19 protein-coding genes and 2 pseudogenes are annotated in these 20,263 nt (G+C 41.4%); 4 read left to right on the top strand and 17 right to left on the bottom strand.

Annotated elements, in window-relative coordinates:
• Nucleotides 1-138: 138 nt before the first annotated feature.
• Nucleotides 139-1,653, bottom strand: a pseudogene (tnpC, locus tag AC6I8Y_RS26360) (IS66 family transposase).
• A 116-nt stretch (nt 1,654-1,769) separates the two neighbouring features.
• Between tnpC and AC6I8Y_RS26355 the strand changes: the two are divergent.
• Nucleotides 1,770-2,672, top strand: a complete 903-nt coding sequence (locus AC6I8Y_RS26355; protein WP_498023152.1) for an IS5 family transposase — start codon at nt 1,770-1,772, stop codon at nt 2,670-2,672.
• Between the two features lie 607 nt (nt 2,673-3,279).
• Here AC6I8Y_RS26355 and AC6I8Y_RS26350 read toward each other — a convergent pair.
• The 5 genes from AC6I8Y_RS26350 to AC6I8Y_RS26330 form a co-directional block, all read right to left on the bottom strand.
• Nucleotides 3,280-4,743 (bottom strand): tyrosine-type recombinase/integrase, encoded by a 1,464-nt coding sequence (locus AC6I8Y_RS26350; protein WP_498023150.1) that lies wholly within the window; start codon nt 4,741-4,743, stop codon nt 3,280-3,282.
• A 195-nt stretch (nt 4,744-4,938) separates the two neighbouring features.
• Complete coding sequence (locus AC6I8Y_RS26345; protein WP_498023376.1) at nt 4,939-5,439, bottom strand: hypothetical protein; 501 nt, start codon at nt 5,437-5,439, stop codon at nt 4,939-4,941.
• Between the two features lie 10 nt (nt 5,440-5,449).
• Nucleotides 5,450-5,965 carry a hypothetical protein gene (locus tag AC6I8Y_RS26340; RefSeq protein ID WP_498023375.1) on the bottom strand — a complete coding sequence of 172 codons (516 nt, stop codon included), beginning with the start codon at nt 5,963-5,965 and terminating at the stop codon, nt 5,450-5,452.
• Between the two features lies 1 nt (nt 5,966).
• On the bottom strand, nt 5,967-6,299 hold the full coding sequence (locus AC6I8Y_RS26335) for a hypothetical protein (protein ID WP_498023374.1): 333 nt from the start codon (nt 6,297-6,299) through the stop codon (nt 5,967-5,969).
• Nucleotides 6,299-6,559, bottom strand: a complete 261-nt coding sequence (locus AC6I8Y_RS26330; RefSeq protein WP_498023373.1) for a hypothetical protein — start codon at nt 6,557-6,559, stop codon at nt 6,299-6,301. The genes AC6I8Y_RS26335 and AC6I8Y_RS26330 overlap by 1 nt, the downstream gene beginning before the upstream one ends.
• Before the next feature lie 209 nt (nt 6,560-6,768).
• On the opposite strand from AC6I8Y_RS26330, the gene AC6I8Y_RS26325 reads away from it, so the two are divergent.
• Nucleotides 6,769-7,083 (top strand): hypothetical protein, encoded by a 315-nt coding sequence (locus tag AC6I8Y_RS26325; RefSeq protein WP_418643037.1) that lies wholly within the window; start codon nt 6,769-6,771, stop codon nt 7,081-7,083.
• Between the two features lie 587 nt (nt 7,084-7,670).
• On the opposite strand, the gene AC6I8Y_RS26320 is transcribed toward AC6I8Y_RS26325, so the two are convergent.
• Both AC6I8Y_RS26320 and AC6I8Y_RS26315 read right to left on the bottom strand, forming a co-directional pair.
• A complete protein-coding gene (locus AC6I8Y_RS26320) occupies nt 7,671-8,069 on the bottom strand; it encodes a hypothetical protein (RefSeq protein WP_498023372.1) in 399 nt (132 codons plus the stop codon).
• Between the two features lie 93 nt (nt 8,070-8,162).
• Nucleotides 8,163-8,774: a recombinase family protein gene (locus tag AC6I8Y_RS26315; protein ID WP_498023371.1), complete on the bottom strand. Its 612-nt coding sequence runs from the start codon at nt 8,772-8,774 to the stop codon at nt 8,163-8,165.
• 206 nt (nt 8,775-8,980) lie between these two features.
• On the opposite strand from AC6I8Y_RS26315, the gene AC6I8Y_RS26310 reads away from it, so the two are divergent.
• Both AC6I8Y_RS26310 and AC6I8Y_RS26305 read left to right on the top strand, forming a co-directional pair.
• Nucleotides 8,981-9,349 carry a type II toxin-antitoxin system RelE/ParE family toxin gene (locus tag AC6I8Y_RS26310; RefSeq protein ID WP_023404384.1) on the top strand — a complete coding sequence of 123 codons (369 nt, stop codon included), beginning with the start codon at nt 8,981-8,983 and terminating at the stop codon, nt 9,347-9,349.
• Nucleotides 9,321-9,626, top strand: a complete 306-nt coding sequence (locus AC6I8Y_RS26305; RefSeq protein WP_023404383.1) for a helix-turn-helix domain-containing protein — start codon at nt 9,321-9,323, stop codon at nt 9,624-9,626. Before AC6I8Y_RS26310 ends, AC6I8Y_RS26305 begins: the two co-directional genes overlap by 29 nt.
• Before the next feature lie 330 nt (nt 9,627-9,956).
• Here AC6I8Y_RS26305 and AC6I8Y_RS26300 read toward each other — a convergent pair whose 3' ends face one another.
• From AC6I8Y_RS26300 to AC6I8Y_RS26260, 9 genes and pseudogenes are all read right to left on the bottom strand, one after another.
• Nucleotides 9,957-11,141: a BamA/TamA family outer membrane protein gene (locus tag AC6I8Y_RS26300; RefSeq protein WP_498023370.1), complete on the bottom strand. Its 1,185-nt coding sequence runs from the start codon at nt 11,139-11,141 to the stop codon at nt 9,957-9,959.
• Nucleotides 11,142-11,158: 17 nt separating this feature from the next.
• Entirely contained in the window at nt 11,159-12,844 is a 1,686-nt protein-coding gene (locus AC6I8Y_RS26295; RefSeq protein WP_498023369.1) for a hypothetical protein, read from the bottom strand.
• Nucleotides 12,845-12,881: 37 nt separating this feature from the next.
• On the bottom strand, nt 12,882-14,975 hold the full coding sequence (locus tag AC6I8Y_RS26290; protein ID WP_498023368.1) for a carboxylesterase family protein: 2,094 nt from the start codon (nt 14,973-14,975) through the stop codon (nt 12,882-12,884).
• A gap of 30 nt (nt 14,976-15,005) precedes the next feature.
• Nucleotides 15,006-15,872 carry a hypothetical protein gene (locus tag AC6I8Y_RS26285; protein WP_498023367.1) on the bottom strand — a complete coding sequence of 289 codons (867 nt, stop codon included), beginning with the start codon at nt 15,870-15,872 and terminating at the stop codon, nt 15,006-15,008.
• A gap of 265 nt (nt 15,873-16,137) precedes the next feature.
• Nucleotides 16,138-16,518: pseudogene (locus AC6I8Y_RS26280) on the bottom strand (helix-turn-helix domain-containing protein); the annotation flags it as partial.
• A 364-nt stretch (nt 16,519-16,882) separates the two neighbouring features.
• Nucleotides 16,883-17,191: a DUF1840 domain-containing protein gene (locus tag AC6I8Y_RS26275; protein WP_498023366.1), complete on the bottom strand. Its 309-nt coding sequence runs from the start codon at nt 17,189-17,191 to the stop codon at nt 16,883-16,885.
• A 92-nt stretch (nt 17,192-17,283) separates the two neighbouring features.
• A complete protein-coding gene (gene gspS2, locus AC6I8Y_RS26270; protein WP_225874956.1) occupies nt 17,284-17,670 on the bottom strand; it encodes a type II secretion system pilot lipoprotein GspS-beta in 387 nt (128 codons plus the stop codon).
• Complete coding sequence (locus AC6I8Y_RS26265) at nt 17,645-18,757, bottom strand: alanine/ornithine racemase family PLP-dependent enzyme (RefSeq protein ID WP_498023365.1); 1,113 nt, start codon at nt 18,755-18,757, stop codon at nt 17,645-17,647. Before AC6I8Y_RS26265 ends, gspS2 begins: the two co-directional genes overlap by 26 nt.
• Entirely contained in the window at nt 18,754-19,959 is a 1,206-nt protein-coding gene (locus AC6I8Y_RS26260; protein ID WP_498023364.1) for an N-acetyltransferase DgcN family protein, read from the bottom strand. Before AC6I8Y_RS26260 ends, AC6I8Y_RS26265 begins: the two co-directional genes overlap by 4 nt.
• Nucleotides 19,960-20,263 lie beyond the last annotated feature (304 nt).

The raw sequence follows: 20,263 nt of genomic DNA, 5'->3' as shown, positions 1-20,263 counted from the left end.
GGGTACTATCTGCAACGGTTATAAAGCGTTTATTTAATGCTCGCCAACGCAAAATTAAAAATTGTAGCGCTCACAATAGATAGGTATAACGTATCCGCCCCATGAACCCACGGGGCGATATGACTAATGTTTGAAGTTCTAAGGCAGGAGCGCATCGACATCTGGCTCTGCTTTCGCCAGCTCTTTCATACACTTGACCATGTAGTCGTGAAGGATAAGGCCGTTGGCTTTTGCAGTCTCGACGATACTGTAAAGCATCGCACTTGCGTCTGCACCATTTGGTGTGTTCGAGAAGAGCCAGTTTTTCCTGCCTATAACTAGCGGTTTTATTGCACGTTCAGCACGATTATTGTCTATCGATAAGTGACCGTCATCGATATAGCGGATGAGCTTCGGCCATTGGCCGAGCGTGTATTTTATCGCTTTACCCAACGGGCTAGACGCTATCACTTGTTGAGTTGTCATCCATTCGGACAACTCATCCAGTATTGGCTTGGCATGCTGTTGACGTTCTGCTTTTCGTGTTTCAACAGACGCACCTTTTAAGCGGGATTCTATTCCATAGAGCTTCTGGATTTTGGCCAACGCTTTATCTGCTTTGCCTGACTTACCTTTACCTTGAAGCTTCTTAGCATCCATGAACTTGCGACGTGCATGCGCTAAGCAGCCAACATTGGTCACTTGGTGAAGACCGTCATAGGCACCAGAGCCATCGGTTTACAGATAACCACTGTAATCCCCTAAGAAGGTAACAGGGCACGCCCTCGCGCGACTGTTTTGATAGTCGTACAAGGTGATATTTTTCACGTTGGGAAGTGAGGCTTCTGGCGAGTCTGCGCCTGAGCAGTAAAGCCACATGTAGCATTGCTTATCTTCCTTGAGGACATTGAGTGGCGTTTCATCCGCCTGAACCACAACTTGCTCAAGTAGGTGTGTTTTCAAGGCCGCATAAAGCGGTGCGAACTTCTCACTGACTTGGATAACCCACCTTGCCATAGTGGTTCGTGACAGCTCGATACCCGACTGGGTAAACAGTGACTCTTGGCGATACAGTGGCATCGCGTATTGGTATTTGCCAAGGATGATACTGGCCAGCAAGCTTTCTGTCGCAAAGCTCTTAGGGATTATGCTCTGCGGCGCTGGTTTTTGAACGATGCGGCTTTTGTCTTCAGTTTGCTCGCACTGACGGCAAGCATATTTAGGACGAACATATTCCAGCACTTTGAGCACGGCAGGTGAGAACTCTAACTTTTCACAGCGGTCTTCACCGATTTTATGCAGGCTATGCTTGCAGCACGCGCATTGCTTTTCATTGTTATCTAAATCGAGTTCGATAACCTCACGAGGCAAGGTTTTTGGAAGTGGCTTACGCTTACCACGTTTCTTCGTTGTGGTGGTCGTCGTGACCTCAACCTCATCTTCCTGAGCGGCTTCACATTCCACTTCGTTGAAGAGGTCACCTTGAGATTCATCGTAAGGCTTTAACGCCTCCGAACGTTTAGCGAACTGGCGGTCGAAGGCAAGCTTGAGTTGTTCAAGTAGCGACTGGCGCTCTTGTTTCCACTCTGTTTTCTCCGACATCAAGGCTTTCACCATCGCTTGTAGTTCGGCAACGTCTTGACTTTCTGGGTTGATATTTGGCGTTTTTTTCATGACATTTATTATACTAAAATCATGCCGCCAACGCTTAGTAGATAAGGCTTTATTATCGTTGTCGATGCGCTCCTGCCTTGGAACTTCAAACATTAGTCATATCGCCCCGTGGGTTCATGGGGCGGATACGGCGCAAGTACAACAACTCCCTAGTCAATCGAGGTTCACTCACGTTTTGGATTGACGAAGAAGCAATAACAGAGTGGAAACAATCTAAACAACATAGACGTGGTAGACCGCGATTGTTTAGTGACTTAGCTATCACGACCGCTCTCATGCTGAAGCGCATCTTTTCCTTACCCTTAAGGGCGCTACAAGGCTTCATAGACTCAGTATTTAAATTAGCGAATGTCCCATTGGTTTGTCCTCACTATACCTGTATAAGCCGTCGAGCCAAGGATGTAGAAGTTGATTTCAAAGCCTCAACAAGAGGCGCCATCCAACACCTAGCCATTGATGCAACTGGGCTCAAGGTATACGGTGAGGGAGAATGGAAAGTGAAAAAGCATGGAACTGATGGCAAGCGTCGAGTCTGGCGTAAACTCCATGTTGCGGTTGATACAGATACACATGAAATTATCGCCGAAGAGCTGACACTATCAGGTGTGACCGATGCGGAAGTACTCCCCAACCTACTCAAGCAAACACGCCGAACCATCAAGGCAATCTCGGGAGATGGTGCATACGATACAAGAGAGTGTCACAGAGCGATTAGAGTTAAGAAAGCGACACCTTTAATCCCTCCGCGTGAAGGTGCCGCATTCTGGGAAAAAGGACATCCACGTAATCTGGCAGTTGGCTGCCAAAAGCTCTATGGCTCGAACAAAAAGTGGAAACAGAAGTATGGTTACCATAAGCGGTCATTGTCGGAGACCGCTATGTACCGCGTAAAACAACTACTAGGTACTTCACTCACGCTTCGAAATTACAACGCACAAGTGGGTGAGACCTACGCCATGATCAAAGCACTCAACAAGCTAACTGGGATAGGTATGCCCGAAACGCAGTATATTGTTTAAAATGCGAACTATTTAGCTAGCGTTCGCTCTTTCGCTGAATTTGGCAACAAAGCCTTGAACACCTCATTTACGGTGGAGACTTTACCACCTAATTTGGTGTCCGGGATCATTAAACCACTACAATCAGTATTATACAAAAGAACGGCTGTAGTAAACTTTTTATATATGGCTGGGTAAGATAGTATAGTTAATATTGAACGAATTATGTTCTAATTTAGAAGCGAGGTTCGAAAATACAAAAAAGGTGTTCTCTGTCACCTTTGGAATTGTATGTTTTTTGTACGTTAACTTTTTTATGATAGAAACTTAATAAGTCCTCAGTTCTGTTAATATATAAGATACTGATTTTATGGAGATTATTTATTTTCTTTTTCGGTACTATTTTTCTCTTTCTTCAATTCAGAAGAATAACCTGATACTGTCTGCTAAACCATTAGAATAACTTCTCTGAACAGAATTTTATTTTATTCAACTTGAGCATTAACTAGTAATTTCACTACACTTTGTTTAATAAAGTGAAGTGTAATTATTGCTCAGATTATCCATTCTACAGATATAAATCAAAGGGAAACTTACGCCATTTTTCGAGTTTAGAACCAGACAACTATTACAAATGTAGAATAGCTTTCTTAATAGCCTCAATGCCACGCTGGTCATAACGCTTCGTCGTCTTTGGATCGGCGTGTCCCATCACTTTACTTACTGTCAAATCATCATAACCTTCCCCTAAAAGGTTAGTGGCTGTGGAGTGACGGAAGTCGTGCGGTGAGATAGTACGGCCTAATATAACTGAAACCTCTTGGCATACACGATTAACAGACTGTGTGGTCATAGCCTGATTAATCACTTGTTTGTGCTTGTTAACACGACAAAACATAGGGTCTCTTGACGTAAAATTCAGGCTATTTTCACGAACTTCTAACCACTTTCTTAGAAGTTCGACAACAAATCCAGAAGTTGCGATGTATACGTACCGCTCTTTATTGCCCTTACCAATGATATGGAGCTCACCGGTATCGAGATCACAGTCTCCTACTTTGAGTTGAACCACCTCTAGACGGCGTAAACCGGCCGCGTACATCAGTCCCAACATGGCGCGATCTCTTTGAGCTTTCACCTGATTTGACTGATTCTTTGTAATTTCCATTATGTTGGCGAATTCAGACTTAGCTATGTACCGACCGGAATCTAGACGCGATCCTCGACTAAGACGAATTGCTCTTATCCGCTCAAGATCATCAATACTTAACCTGCCAGCTAGCCAGTGACTCTTAGCAACGCCGCGGATCATTCTAAAAATGTTGTCGACGGTCGCAGGGCTGTAGTCACGTACTTTGACGATTTTTCCAAGCTCCTTGTCGTATTCTTGAACGCCATCGTAGAGATATTCGTTCATAGAAGCTTGTACAACAGGAGCCACCAGCAGTTCATCCCAGTTATAGCGATGGATGCAGCTAGTGATGCAGTAACACGCGAACGACTCAATCGCTTTTTCAACCTTTGCACTGATGTGCGGTTCGAACTCGATCCTTACATTGGCGTGCTTGGGCTTTAACCAACCATAGGAGAGAAGACCTGTGACCTCACTGGTCTTATTAAACTCACGTAAGATTATAAGTAATTGATTATATGTCACTTCTTCTAGCAGATTAGCGTCAAAATATTGCTGCGCGACAATCTGTAAGCCTTCGAGGAGTGGTGTTGACTCAAGGTTTTTTCGAGTCGTTTCCGATGCTTTTTTTAGCCTGGCAACTTCATGCTCTTTATAGATTATGAAACTCGATAGCGCTCTAGAAAGAAGAGAAGGTTGGTTGAACAGTTGTGACCAATCAATCAGTTGGTAACTGCTACCTAAAAAGAATCGAGAAAAGCGCTCAAGAATGTAGCGGGCATTAGCCTGGCCACCCGTTGTATTAGTGGAGCTAAGAGAACTGATGTAACTAAGCGCTGGATTAGTTACACTGTCACTGTTTCGTTTTCGACGGTTGAGAGCAACTAACTCCAGATTATTCGAAGCGATTTGACTGTGGTTTTGGTCTACAACAATGATGCCGTCTTGGTTACTGTTCATCCGATGATCATTCTCAAGTTTCTATAATGGACATTATATAACGTTGAGATCCATTTTCAAATGTTGATCTTCATATCGGTGTTTTTGCTGTTCTGTCGTTGTTACTTTTAGATTGTGAGCTGCTGTTGCTCGTAACCATGGAGATTTGAGCGAGCACCCCTTGAGAGTTTGTGTATCAAAGCTATATCTAACTCTTTATATACTTCTTAATTGTTTTTCAATCGCTCTCTCTTTCTTAGTGGAGACAAAATCAAGCAACATATAGTATTCGAAGACTTGGATGTCTCGATATTGCTTGTTTACGTCACTAATGTAATTATGAACATCGTTATCTTGATCACTCATTTCATATAGCTTCTTTGATTGTTCTGTATTTATTGGCGTATTGTTTAAGAAACATAGAACGGGCTCCTTGTCTATCATAGGCAAAAAGGGAGCTTTTGTTGCTATAGTGCTTAACATTATAATCGTGAGTAACCCGCATATACATAGTACAACTATACTTAAACATAGATACCCAACGTAGATGTCGATATCAAATTCGTCTATAGAAAGCTGACCAATCAGTTGTATTAATAAAGCCTGTGAAACCAGGAATAGTAAAGCGAATGTTACTCTAAATACATTTTTTGCTCTAATTACTTGAGATTTGGTTATCACAGGCAAGACTAATTTATCTTCATTCCACGTATCCATATCATCAACCTTACGCTTCTGAAAATTCTGACTTAAATCGTCGATCCGTTTCCATTTCGTCTTTTCGTGTGACAATACTCGCCAAGCATGCGAATTCATAGTATCTAGGCTCGCGATCCTGCTCAAAGATTTTTTGAACAAATTCATGTACTTCTGTATGCTCTGAGGCCAATTTCATTAACTTCTTTTTCTGCTCAGTATTGAGCAAGTCAAAATCACACCATATAGCAAAGTCCTCGTCCGGCAGTGGTATATAATAACCAAACATCATCCCCACTCGTTTTAACACGGTACTCATAGTTAACATTACTACTATAACTTGGACTATTACACTAATTATTATTCTCATAAACAAAAGAAAGATGTAGGTGCCGCCTGTCGCCTCGCTATCTATCTCTGGAATGCAAGCAAAAAATAAAAGAAAAACAATGATATTGTAGAAAATAGCGATTTGTATGTAAAATTTCTCTACGCTATTTATATAGTCTTCTTTATATACTTTAATACCTACTATGTTTTCAATCATACTATATCTCCTCTGAAAGATTGCGCTTTTGAAAGATGAAATGAATAAATTTTCCTGTCAGTTTAATTGCGTAGCAATAAGGAATGACTATTAAAGGTGCTGTAATAATGAAAGCCGTTAAGTTGCTTGCGTACGTGCCTTGTTCGTGTAGAAAGGACTGTATTAGTAGAAAGAGCTGCTCTATTTCTTTATCGCACAATATTAACGTTACAACAAAAAGCGTTAAAAGGTACATTTCATTGTAACCTTCGTTTTCACTTTTAAGCGCCTGATAGTAGATGGTCACACTCACTGAAAAGATTATTGCTGTCCATATAAAGGTTAGAATGCCCATTATTTCTCCTCCTTACCCTCTTCTTGCTCAACGCCACGTTTCGCCAAACACAGATTGATGAGGAACCAAGGGACTATGACGATAGAAGCCAACACTGCATATCTACTCGCTTGCACTATGTGCTCCCAGTCTATGTACTGTGAAAGCTCCAGATACAAGACATGAATTAGTATGATAGGGATTGCTACCATATATAGAGCCCCTATGGCGCCGAGGATTTGATAGGAGGTTGTTTTTGCAGCTTCTTTAACCTTATGCATGCTCTATGTCTCCTCATTGTTCACTTCTATGTCATCAATCTTGGAACCGTTAACACAAAGATAGGCTTCACAGTTTTTATATAAAAATTCATTTGATTAAGCAGTGTCATTTTGGCTGCTTAATTTATTGCTAGGATTAACGTTAGCCCTATTCTAAGTTCAACGTCTCATTAGAGGTTGGATCTATGTGTAGGTATTTATTTGTTTTTATGTCACTTATTTTCGCTCTCACTACGTCTTATGCCGATGATCAAATGCCACCTGAGTTTCGTTTCTATCGCGCATGGCAGTGGAACGATATGGAAGGCTGCCGGCTTGGTGACAAACTCTATTCTGTGGGAGAAAAGGTGGCCATGAACGATGGTGCGCTTAAAGATTTCACGCAGCGTACAGGCCGCCAAGCTGCTGATGGTTACGCGGTTCTCATGCAGTGCAATATATTAATCACCAATCCGAGACTTGATGACCACCCTGCTTTGCGCGAGCGTGTCTATGTCTGGACTGCATTTAATTGGTGGAGATAGGGGATATAGCATGGATAGTTTCAGTAACATTTCAAGACTACCAAGTGGCTCGTGTCAGCTTCGCTTTAAGCGCGACAACAAAAAGGTGGAACCCGTCGTCAAAAGTTTGCCCCAGGCTATTTGGCTAAGAAACGAACTCTATTTGAACGTACCTTGTCGTCCACCACATTATTTTGTCAAAATCTTCGGTGAAGATGTTCTTCGTCCTTGTACGAAGATCGACCGTGCAGGGCTGCTAAAAGATTATTGGCAAGTTCACTCACGTAGCCTCGTTGATAGGAAATACCGTCCTAGAACGTTTGCTAGTCATTTAGACGCTATAGAATTTGTTTCGAAATGGCTGCCAAGCTATAACGAGGTCGCTAGGCTTTATAATGTTGAGCGAGAGAAGGAGTTTAAGCGCCTAATAAAACAAGAGCTAAAGACTTTAAACCCCTTATTGTCCTGCAGCTTTGATAAGGCGCTTTGGTACAGATGTGCTGTTTCCATTTACGGAGCGAATGTACTGATGTATTTCACTGAATAATGTGCTTGTGCCTCTAGATTGGCATCATAGAGATACCTTGGCCATAGAAAACAGTTGCTTCCTATTCGCCACCACCACCGCAGCCTCCATCCCCTCCAGAGCTACCACTGTCACTGTATGATGAGCTGCAGTCGTTGTGAGCACTGCCACCATTTCTGGGGTTGTCACTCCCGCTAGATATCATGACGTTGGCGACCATAGCACCGGTTACAAAATCACTAGATTCTGAGCGTGAGTTTGAATGAGTGGATATGGTTCGACGGCTTTGTCTACCTGTTTGACTTGGACGACGCTGGGTTTTTGCGAATACATCATCTGATGATGTATTCCTACTTCGAATCATGGGTTCAGACTCGTTAGACTCACGCTTCTTTGTAATGAATCGATTTATCGCTGCTACGACCATCATTAGTAGGACGAAGGCAGGAATATAGAACCAGATGATGACTGAATTCTCCATAAAATCGCTTAACGGGGTATTGCGCCCATTTCTACGAAAAGTTCCACGAAATTAGCTAAATCACTGTATATAAAGGGTTTTAAATTTCCGGGTTTACCAATTTACGACCTTTTTTCGTACTTTAGCGATCGTTGATCTACTACACCCAAGCAATCCCTGTATCTGTGACAAGCTCTTTCCCTCTCCCAAAAGAAGGGAAATATTGGATCTTAGTTGTTCATCGGGCTTCCGTCCCTGGTACTTCCCCAGCGCCTTCGCCTTTTCAATCCCCTGAGATTGGCGCTTGCGGCGAGTCTCATAATCATCCCTAGCCATCGCTGCAGCTAAATCGATCATAAATTCAGTTAGCACTTTCGAGATCATGGAGCCATCAGAGTTATCATGGAGAACTGAATGAGTCATCGGTTGATCAACAACTACGATATGTAATCCAGCTTCAATTAATCGCTGTTTTAACAGCTTCCACTGTTCATAAGGTAGTCTTGATAGCCTATCGACCTTTTCGATAAGCAATATATCATTTTGGTGGGAATCATCGATTAACCTAGCCAGTTCAGCTCTTTCTAGCGTCGAGCCCGATTGGCTCTCGATATAGTAACTGGCTATCTGAACACCCTTTTTAGCTGCGAACTGGCTTAATTCCTCTTTAGCTCTTTTCGCATCTTGTTCAGCGGTTGACGCTCGTAGATATGCTCTTATGAACATTAACTTGGCACCAGTTTGATTAGGGTATGGTTTGCAATGGTAGTTCGAGTAGGGTTACTTATCAATGGTTTGCGAACCAATTTGAGAGGTGCAACCATATGGTTTGCGTAACGTGTACCCTATGAGTACTACTGGTTCGTGTATATAGATTGCAATCTATATAGATTCTAATCTATAATCACTCCAAAAGAAGCCAAGCACCGACTATGTGGACAATACTGAATCGGCCAGTCTTCATTGACTGGTTTAAAACATTGAATAGCAGGGATAAGGTTAATGTACGTGCATCCCTTATTCTGCTAGAAGAAAGAGGCCCAACTTTACCTAGGCCATACGCTGACACCTTAGAAGGCAGCAAAGTCAGTAATTTAAAAGAGCTACGCGTGCAGAGTAGTGGAAAACCGATTCGGGTTTTCTTCGCTTTTGACCCTGAGCGCCAGTGTGTCATCTTGTGTGGTGGCGATAAGACTGGTGATAAACGTTTTTACAAGAAGATGATTCCTATCGCAGAAAGAGAGTTTAAGGAGCATCTGGAGGAGCTAAATCATGAAAAGTCAGCCACTAAGCGCACTTGATGACCTGATGACTGCAGATGAACTGCACCTGGCACAACAACAAGCTGCAGAGATGTTACTTGAACTTAATCTTGCAGAGATTCGCCATAGTGTTCAAATGTCTCAAGCTCAGGTTGCAGAATCTATGGGGATAAAGCAGCCTACCGTCGCCAGTTTAGAGAAAAATGGCAAAGACGTTAAGCTTCTGTCACTAAAACGTTATGTTGAAGCGTTAGGCGGTCGGTTACGTATCGATATAGAAATGCCGGACGGGCATCACTTTGGTATGAAGGTCTAATGATATCAACAAGGTAATATTTATCTAATCACCTGAGTCAGAGTGCCCAGCTCTGACTCACTTTTGCCCCATTTCGTGTTTCGTTGCTACTTAACACATTTTACCAAAGCGTAATTTGACTTACTTTTTATAATACTAGTAATGTTGTCTTTGGAGATGAAGGACAATCAAATGAAAGAACGTATGGATACTCCGCAATGAACCTTTTTTCTTTCTAAATAAACAGCTTAATTTTTAACACCCTGTCTGTGAGTTATCTCTAGGGGAATTAGCCTTCTTGAGTTTGGGTTATGTATTACACAGAGGTTATTTTGCACGAATACTAATTCGTTAAAGACCAGTCCCTATGTTGATATAGAAGGCTGATTGATCTCTTGACTTCGCAACATCTAGGCCTACTCTGACGCCATAACTAGGAAGAAGGTTATATCTAAACCCTGCACCTATAGAGCTTACATGGTTGGTGATGGTTTGGTTGTTAAGTTGGATGCCCCTGTAATTCAGTGAAGCGACGTCCGAACGAGCTAGCCCTAAGCCGTAAAAACCTAGTATTGACCATTTAGATGTAAAGTCGTATCCAAGCTGAGCTTGGATTGTTACAACTTGGTCTCCTTGATATCGATACGCCGCAACTCCTCGCATATCAACATAGGGTCTTAAGGTGGGAAGTAAAAATGGGTTATTGTATTGAATTCCTTTTAAGTTAGCTCGTAGTGAAAATACCGTGTTGCTAAAAACGTTGAAATAGCTAGATACGTCCGCTTTATAAGTTGAATAGTCAAAGTCTGAACCCAACTTTTTGCCGTGGATAATATACTCTACAAGAGCATCTATGCCTTGGGTCGGATAAAAATAATTATTTCTAGAATCGTATTCAAGAAATAAACCTAAAGCTGAATTGTTAGTACTATCTGAGCCAAAAAACTTAAAGAGATCGTCCACTATTGTTTGATTTGATGATGTTTTTGATGAGACCCAGAGTTGATTTATACCAAGGAACCATTTTGATTGTGAAAGTCGAAATGAGAGTTTTTGTTGGATCCCAAAAAGTTGGGTGCTAGTATCAAAACTGACTCGATTACTATTATCTAACAGCCCTCCCAAGTCTGTATAGATCTCAATGTTACCTACACCCATAACAGAACCAACTTGATAACGTATACTATCATCTAACCATGAGCGGCGATGTCCAACTACGACGCCCCAAGTTCCATTCTGCGTACCTGCCGCACCTACAATAGTCATTGCAGGAGGAGTGACACTAAAACCTTTATCACTTTCTTTGGCGCTGGACTTCTCGCTATCATGCAAGAACAAAGCAACTGCGCCACCACCATATCCTGTAGCGGGTTCAGTAATTACAACTGGAACAGGTATAAACCCTAATTGCTTGAAAGAGGTTCGTTTTCCTATATCGTATACTTCATCTGAAGAGTCAATGAAGTCATTAGCGACCGGGGTACCGAAGACAACATTCGAAACAAAGATTAGGCTCAGAACTAATGTAAACCGCATTTATTTCTCTCGCTCTTCTAGAATCTGTAGCCCAAACTGATAGTTACAGCTTCTCTAGTGGAACCTTTATTATACAAAGCGGTGACATTATAGTGTTTTCCTATCTGTTTGTTGAATCCGACTAGGTACGCCCATTGGTTTAGTTCAACCCCAACATCGTAAGTAAAGTCTCCCTTAAGAGCATCTACATAACCCAAATTCCCAGAGAGCCTTGCATCTATACCTTGATATTCTGCACCAACTAGAAACTGAGCCCTGTAGTCGACAAATTGATATCCCAACATTGGTTGGACAACCAACAAACCATCACTCCAGCTTGAATTACCTTCTAAACGAGTTTTAGAGAATGTCGTGTTCAGAGTAGCGAAGAACTCCTTGTAGCCGACTGCTAGGGTCGTGCCCACACCAATCATGTCATAATTCAAAGTTAGAGGCACACCAAGTCTGCCTGCATCACACAATGGAAGACCTCGATCTGACAGCTCTGTACACAAACCGTCCCCGACTCCGGGGGCCAGAGCGTTAAGATCATCCTTAATTCCATTCATTGTTTCAGCAGTGTACTCAGCATCAACATTGGCTCTAACTTTTATTTTTCCTATTAAACCGTACACGTTCCAAAAAGGTAATATATAGACGTCACCTCTTAAGGAAAAACTTTCGGCCTGGACTTCTGCAAAACTCTTGCTGGGATCAAAGTCCTTATCCAAGTTTTGCAGGCCTAGTGCTCCTAGCCCAAGATTAAATGTGTTAAAGCCAACATCCATATCTTGGTTTCGATAGGTTACCGAAAAGCCATAAGGAAGAGGTATATCAATTCCCTGTCTTCTAACTAAATCTCCCATTAACGGGAAAACACTATCTACTTCGACTTTTTCTTCTTTTATTCTTGGGTCGGAAACTTCCGCCAATCTCTCCGCATTTTTTACGTCCACTCCCGTTGCGTCGTCAAAAAATGCCACGGGTTCAATAACTATTTTCAACTCTGCCGGTTCGCCTTTTAAACTACCTGTGCCAATAATGGTTTTGGTTTTAACATAGAGATTCCCATTCGAGAGGTAGTCAAATAATACTTCTTGCTTGTAGTCTTCTATTTGGTATTTACCGTAAGTAAAAGGGGCAGAGTTTGTGATTACCATTTTCTTTGGAACTTTATCACTAACAAATATTGCAACTTGCATAAACCTGAAGTAAGCGACATCCTGTGGCAATGCATACTTGGAATAGTTGAACCTCACTATTGCATCAGTATTACTTATTTCTTCAACTGTGACTGATGACTTATCATAACTCTCTGCATACAGTCGTAACTTGTATTCGGTTTTTGTTAAATACTCTATTGATTCAGTAACGCCTCCATCTTGGGCTAACGAGGGTTCACCTCCTTCTTCATTAATCTGCCTGTCGAAGTATTTGATTCTTAGATCAATATTTCCTTTTAAGTCAGTTGTTTGAACTAGATAAAAGTTAGAAACTATTGGGCTACCATTTATAGTTGTTGTTTTCTCCACATGTTCCACTATGTGATCACCCTGAGACAGGGAGCTAATGCCAAACTTAGGTAGGTGTTCGGGGATACCATACTGTTCAAAAATAGTCCTTTCTTCGCCAGAAGCCATACGCGAAACAGCAAGAAGTAAAAAGATGCATGTCATTGTTACACTGGCAGGTATACGTGCCTTTAGATATTTGTTAAGTAACATTCAATAACTCCTTTAATCATTACTTTCTGAAGCATCTTTATAAATCACTGTAAAGTGCATCGCAGATACCAGATATAGTACTGCTATCAATACCACTGTTAACTGCCGCATCCCAGTCGTTGATACTGTCAATAATTGCAGCAGAGTCGGAGTTCTCTCTGTAGATTCGTAATACATTGTCTAGGGCAGGATCATATTGATACTGACTGAACAGTTCATCACTAAACCATAAACTACTCATCCTGTTCATTAAATCCATATCTGTGTCTGATGGAGATATGGCGTTTCCATTTATGTTTACGTTTTTGTTAAAAATGAATGGCAGCTCTGCTTGGTTGCAAGGTTTTCCTCCAAAGCATGATAAATTTCCGATCACGTCAAAGATGTTGTCGCCGACTAATTGATTAGTGAAGTCTGCTTCGTAAGAAAAGTGATAGATAGTTGGTTTGTACTTATGTTCGATGTTTGCAACAAAATCTCTCACAGAGCATTTAAAAAGAAGTTGGTTGTTGAGATCATTGAATTTGCCAACATCTTCTGTAACACCAGCAAGAGTGTTTGGAGTGGATGAGGGTGAAAAGTCATCATAGTTAAGTGGACTATTGGAAATCATGTCGAAGTATAGAATGGACGATATGATGGTATATGCTGGTATGTCAGGTACATTTGGGAGGTCTCTGATATCCTCAGAGTCACCTATTATCCAGAGTACAACGTCCAGCAGTTTGATTCCTGGAACGAGTTCTATATTGATTAAAAAGGTGAGCTTAAGCTCCGAGCTATAACTGTTAGAGTCGCTATCATTAAAACCTACTACGGATGGTACCTGCAGCGGATAATCTCTGATTTGGCTCGTTACGTGATAACCGGCAAAATCCTCAAATTTCGTACATATTCCAAGAACTTCCCTAGTGCACTCTCGATGAGACTCTAAGTATGGCGCAAAGGGCATCAATTTTGTTCGGGGCTCAATACTGGTAATCAGCGAGCCGTAGTTCAGAGTTAGTTTGGTAATTATTGTTGCTAAGCTGTCACCATCGCTTTGCCATTGGAGCACATCTGACGCCAGTTGCTCTATGGTCCCATTGGGTAAACCAAATAACCTACCCGTTAATTCGAGCTTGAGTTTACTCTGCAGATCTAAAAGGTCAGAGGTCGACATGTTATCCAAATTCTGTCCTGGATAATGCGTTTCAATTAACGCTATCGCAGTTGAGTATTGGTCTTTAGCTAATTCATAAGATTGGAGTGATAGACCAGTAGGTAGGCTCTGAAGAATAGAGCGTGTGATAATCTCCTCTGGAAGGTAGTCTCCTGATAGTTGCGCTTGCTCGGAACCTTGTTGCAAGATAGATCCAGATGTGGCACCTGCCCCCTGTCCTATTATCGTAATATTCTGAGGATCACCTCCGAACAAACCTATATACCTGCTTACCCATTGTAAGGCTCTTTTTTGATCGCCTATACCAAAGTTTCCTCCTTCAGTATCTCCGGCATCCTCAAGCCATAGGCTGCCTAACAGGCCTAAACGATAGTTAAACGTTATAGCAAGAAAGGGGGTTTCTCGCATTACACTTTTTGCTACCGCGATATCAGGTATAATGTGAGGAAGCTGTCCTGAACCTGATTCGAATGAGCCGCCATGTACGTATATGTACACGGGTAAGTCGTCGCCCTCTTGTACGTTCTCCGGCCTCCATATATTTAAATATAGGCATGTTTCTGATGTGGTCTCAGTCGTATTAAATTGTGGGCAAACTGATTTAAACTGGGTCGCATCTAGTAAGCCACCGCCAGATGCTGACTCTGCCAAGCGAGAAAAAGGTAAGACTTCACTATGTTGAAAGCGGTTTGGCTTCCCAAAGCTGAATGGCTCAGAGTCTGCATCGCCTGAGTGGGCATAAGGTATGCCCTTGAAAGACTCTATATTTGCAGACGACTCTGTACCATTGATTTGTAACGGCTCTCTTAAAGCAAGAAAGTCGACATCGCCAACTTGTACCGCAATAGGCTCTGCTTGCGGCGGTTCCTCAATCGGGTTTGGGTTGAAAGTCAGTTGTGAGTCATCCCTTGAGCATGCGATCAGAAGAAAAGACAATGAAATAAGTAGAATTTGATTCGATAAATGCATTCTAAATCCCCGTGAAGTCTCTAGGCTTCGTTACTTGCCGAAGAAAAATCCCAATCTGAATAGTAGTCTGTGATCAAACTGCTTGTAATTTGATGAGTAAACTAATGGACCTCCGGCGGTCAGTGAGATTATCACTGAATCGTTTGCAATCATTTTGCCTACAGTTATATCGTATGGAATGAAGTAGTCTCCGCTTGATTGATTAGACCCGTACTCTCCATCTTGGAAATTGAGTTTCCAGTCATAATTTCCCCATAACGTCAAAACTTCGAAGTAATCCCATGGTAAGGTGAAATTAACAGTCGGAAGAAGAGTGAGTTCGTTTATCTTTTCAAAATTTAGAGTACCATTTCTCAGAGACTCGTCTGGTGCCCAGTAATACTTCAATAAAGGTATGAACGCTGAACCTTTGGCCTCTTCTCCGAATGGGAATATCGGTATAGCCATACCAAACGTTGGGGCCCACGTTGTCTCCTGCCTTCCGTTAGTTGCTGTGCCTAGTTGTGCCGACATTCCAGCCCCCCAAGCATACTTGTTTGCTATCGCGAGGCTTAGTGGGGAAATGTATATCGCTTGAGCGTAAATGCTACCTAAATCTAGGGACCCATTCGTACCAAGAGTTGAGGAGCTTCTTGAGCTCAGAGGTACATCCATCCTGAAGTAAAGAACACCATTTGAGTCTAATGAGACGGGCGCATCAGCGCGCAAAACAATGGTGTCTGCATCGTTTTTGTTATATGCATTGTGGTAAGAATCATAGGGCAAACTATCATGCTGATACCTTATGTCGAATCTCGTCAAAGGCTGGGTCGCGTCTTGGCCGGTATTCTCTACCGCAATGACACTGGCAGCGTAAAACGTCGCGGATATATTCCACACTGGTGCGCGATTGCTCATAAATTGATCCCTAAAGTTCGTTCATTCCATTCTCGTAATTATTGACCAAAATCTTGCTATCGCTAGAAAAAAAATTTTTTTTAAAAAATTCATTATCTCTTCTACACTTCTAACACTGAGATTTATTGAGGAACCCCTGTGATGCAAAACAAAACCTTCATAACGATGATGGCCTCTTTGTCGTTTCTTATTGCTCCATTCTCGGCGATTTGCGCAGGCCCCAATGAAAACGTCGATAGTTACGTCATAAAAAATGTCCATGTTTCTCCAGAGCAACAAGGCGTTTTTTAAAGTTCTCTAGGTCATTGCGAAGCCAGATTGAGCGAACGCCACTAGGAGAGATAAACACACCAAGTTTACGCAGTTCATTGCTTGTTCTGACTTGACCATGTGCAGGGAAGTCGATGGCGTACTTAAGAACGGCTTGTTCAGTTTCACTATCGACTCGATTCTTCAGATTTGGTGTTCTACGGCTTTGATTAATCAGAGCATCGATACCACCAGTTTCAACTAACTCTTGATAACGATAGAAAGTGTCTCTTGATACGCCCATGACCTTGCAGGCTTTTGATACATTACCGAGTTCTTCTGCAAGATTGAGAAGGCCAGCTTTGTGTTTGATGATTGGGTTGCTAGTATGAAGCATGAGAGTTACCTCTTATTGTCTTTGATTACGGATTCAGCACCTTTAATCAAAGTGGGTAACTCTCTTCTTTTCAAATTGAAGTGTCAGATCTAGTCGGAACTAATACAATTTAATTCTGCGAAATTAGGCATCTTCTTAGCGTCTATTGTTTCGGCTTTTCTCGGCATCATCTTTCTTCGCTATTTCTCTGTTAAAGAAAAACGGAAAGATGCTTGATGATGCTTGTTATTCCAACTTATAAAATAGGACATAAAAGAAGTCACTACTTACCTCTATAATAACAAGGTAGGTAGTGAATATTAAAGAGAACAGCATATACTCTATTGATTGATATGTTGAAGAGAAAAGACTCATTTATTATGAACTACAGCGTTTCCCACATAACGTCACATTTCCCTTCTATTGCTGTTTTTAATAATTCAAGTAATGGATAAGCTCGCTCAATAATCGAAATAGTAGGTTCTGCGTTTTCATGCACTTCAACACTATTAAGGTTTCGTATTTTTTCACGTTCGAACGCACTATTTAGTTTTACCAGTACCTCTGGTATATCTGATGAAAAAATCGCACTTGGCACCTTTCCACTATGCCCCATAATTTTTATTATTTCTTGAGCAACGTCACCAAACATGATGACACTTGCATGATTTTTACAACTGAATTTTACTAGCATAAAAACCTCTCTGCATTTGCTATCTAAACAAAACTATGTCTTAAGCAGCTTCAAAGATAACCCCAATTGAATGTTTGCTAGTATCTATTTGTTCATTCATCATTAATACATGTGTTTAAAGAGATGGAATTGAGGCTATCTACTTTATTACTGGAATCTAACGTTATAATTCGATAAGAAATGCCACGTTTCAATAGATATCTAGTTTCCTCTTTCTCACAAAATTCGATAGCGACTTGCTCAACTAGACTATCCATATCAACAAATTTGCTTTTGGTAAAAATAAGAGAAATGTTATTCGCATCTGACTTGGCTTGTACTAGTGTTAATGCTCCTATTTTTTGTGGAAGTCGACTTGAAATAATCGTTGCTCTATAATCAGATAACTCATTTGGTAACATTTGATTTGATAAACAACCGTTCAGCAGAATGATGATAAATAGTACGAATGTATTACGATGTTGATTCAAGAAAAACACTCCCTCTTGAACTATTTCTGGAGTTATAATTATGAAAAACTTTATGCATTGAGTTGGATGACATAGCCGACAAAAATGCACTGTAATCGAGAGTGAATTGAACTTTCGTTCCAACGGTTAAGGGCGTTTGGGAACTTTCGAGTATCAAGTGATCACTGCTTGACGACAAAATGTTCATATCATAAGGAGCGTTAAGTCCCGTCACACAAACATCTTGACGACCTAAGGCGAGAATTACTTGCGAAACAGCTCCGCGGTCTTGGAGTATTTCCCTTTCACCAAATGCATTGCCCCCTCGATTCCCCCATGGCAAAGAAGGTTTAATTTTAGCTTCGATCACCTCAGCAGTTAACGTAATCGCATCGGTGTGTAACCCTTTGACTGAATTCTGCTCTACAGGGACACAGCCTAAGAATATTGCTTCTCCGAGTCGCAAGTTGTTGACTCGAGTTTTCCCCTCATGAGCTAGAACCCAATTGATTGAAGATGAGTTTCCACCTGAAATAATCTCAAGACTAATACCAAAAACTGCTTCAATACCGTCTGCAAGATCAGAAAGAAGCCTCATCTTTTTATCATCAGGAGCAACACCATAGCGACACGTAAGATTCGCCCCTATCCCTTTAATAACTATATTGGGTAATAGAATGATCTCACGTATGAAATTAATGACGCGACATGGCATAACACCTTCTCTCAAATCTCCAAGCTCAACCATTATTATCACACCGTGTTTAATGTTTGCTCGTTTTGCTACACGAGAGAGCCGCTGAATAACTTGAACTTCAGTATTCAGACTGATGTCACAATACGCCACCACACTCGCAATCTGACTCAGCATTGGAGTGCGTATTAACATTTTCGGAACAGCAACCCCACAATGTGTCATTCTTTGTATATTTTCCACTCTAGAATCAGCAAGCATACTTGCTCCAGCATCAACCAGAATGTGCGCAATGATAGGATGACCTAAACAGGACTTTGTAACTGGTGTGACTGAGACATTTTTTAAAGCCAGTGTTTCAATAAGAAACTTAGCGTTATGGTGAATTTTTGAACAGTCAATATTTAACTTCGGGTAACTCACCTTTGCTCTGATATTTTGTTTTCTAACAAAGGATAGGTCGACAATACCATCTGAAGCAGTTGTTCTTTAGATTGAGATAATGGATCTGTCACAGGTAGGTCAAACTCAGCAGAATACACACTTATTTCGGAAATAATCTCATCTGAAGACATCCCTTCATGATTCAGAGTTAACCCGATAACTGTAGTATTGGAGAACGCCTCTATGAGGTTTATCTCACAGGCAACGGAAGGCATCGGCATATCTGGGAAATCTGTGCGATACATACGTTTAGGCGCATGTTGTAGAATAACACTAGTCGGACAACTACCACGTAATATAAACGAGCTGGTAGAGAATGCAGGATGACTCAGTGCTCCCTGTCCTTCAATAATAATGATATCTGGATTCTCTGCTTCATACGCTTTAACGATTACTGCTTCTAGCTCCCCAGCACAAAATTGAGAGGGGACAGCATCTAATGCCACACAATAAGGTGCACCTTGTATAATGCCCGTTTGTCCCGTCGCTATCATAACAACATTGAGACCCTTATTTCTTAACTCATTCGCCAGTATCGTCGCAGTCGTTCTTTTCCCCAATGCGCAGTCCGTTCCCATTATCGCAACTCTTGGACACTGAACACTGTGTATTTTGCCACTAAATAATTGCAGTTCTCCCTTGCTCTTGGGTCTACGAATATCAAGAATATGAACATTATTTTTTAAGCTGGCTTCACGAAAAACAGGGTCATCATTTAAGAACTCATGTAAGCCATTCACTATATTCATATTTAATGACATAGCATCGAGAATAATTTGCTTTTCATAATCTGAAAGAAAACCTTTTGATGGCGCTATCCCCAAAATAAAGTAATCAGGAACTGTTTCCGATTGAATAATGGCTTCTTCAATATTAGCCACAATAGGAATATAATTTTTCGTACCATAAAGAACTTCACCGGAGTCTAAGCTAGCGAGCTCACTATCAATGACAGATAAAATGCGATAATTGTGGGAGTGCCTTACCAAACCATTAGCTGTCTTTCCGTCAGCTTTACTAAAGTTCCCTTCACAGTAAATAATTGCCGTGGGCGTCGTCGGATTGACTTTATGACAAAGTGGCGTCCAAGGTTCCGGACGAGTTGGGTTATGGTCGTTTTTTATATGTTCGGTTCTAGTTAATTGAAAGATGTTTCTTAACTTTCTAGTTGAAATTGACATAATTAAAGCCTGCAGTAAGGCTTAGGGGGGCTACTAAGGAGTGCCGAGATGTGAGTTCGGAAAAGAAAAGAAGTCCCTACTAAGCGGTAGGGTGAGCAACCATGCTAACACACTTCCAAGACTTTTGTTGGTTATTATTGATACACTTTCGGCGTCTATCACTTTAAGACTTAACCCATACTCGAGTGATTGATTAGAGATTTAAGACTTCTTGTTCAACACTTCCATATCAACCTCTAAGGTTTAAAGTTTCAGATACTTTTTCTAATATCAGTTGAGTGGGTCAGAGCTTTTAGTGTAACGC

The organism is Vibrio sp. KUL78, assembly GCF_059725505.1.
The sequence above is the reverse complement of the archived record's forward strand: the minus strand, read 5'-3'. Positions and strand labels throughout refer to the sequence as shown.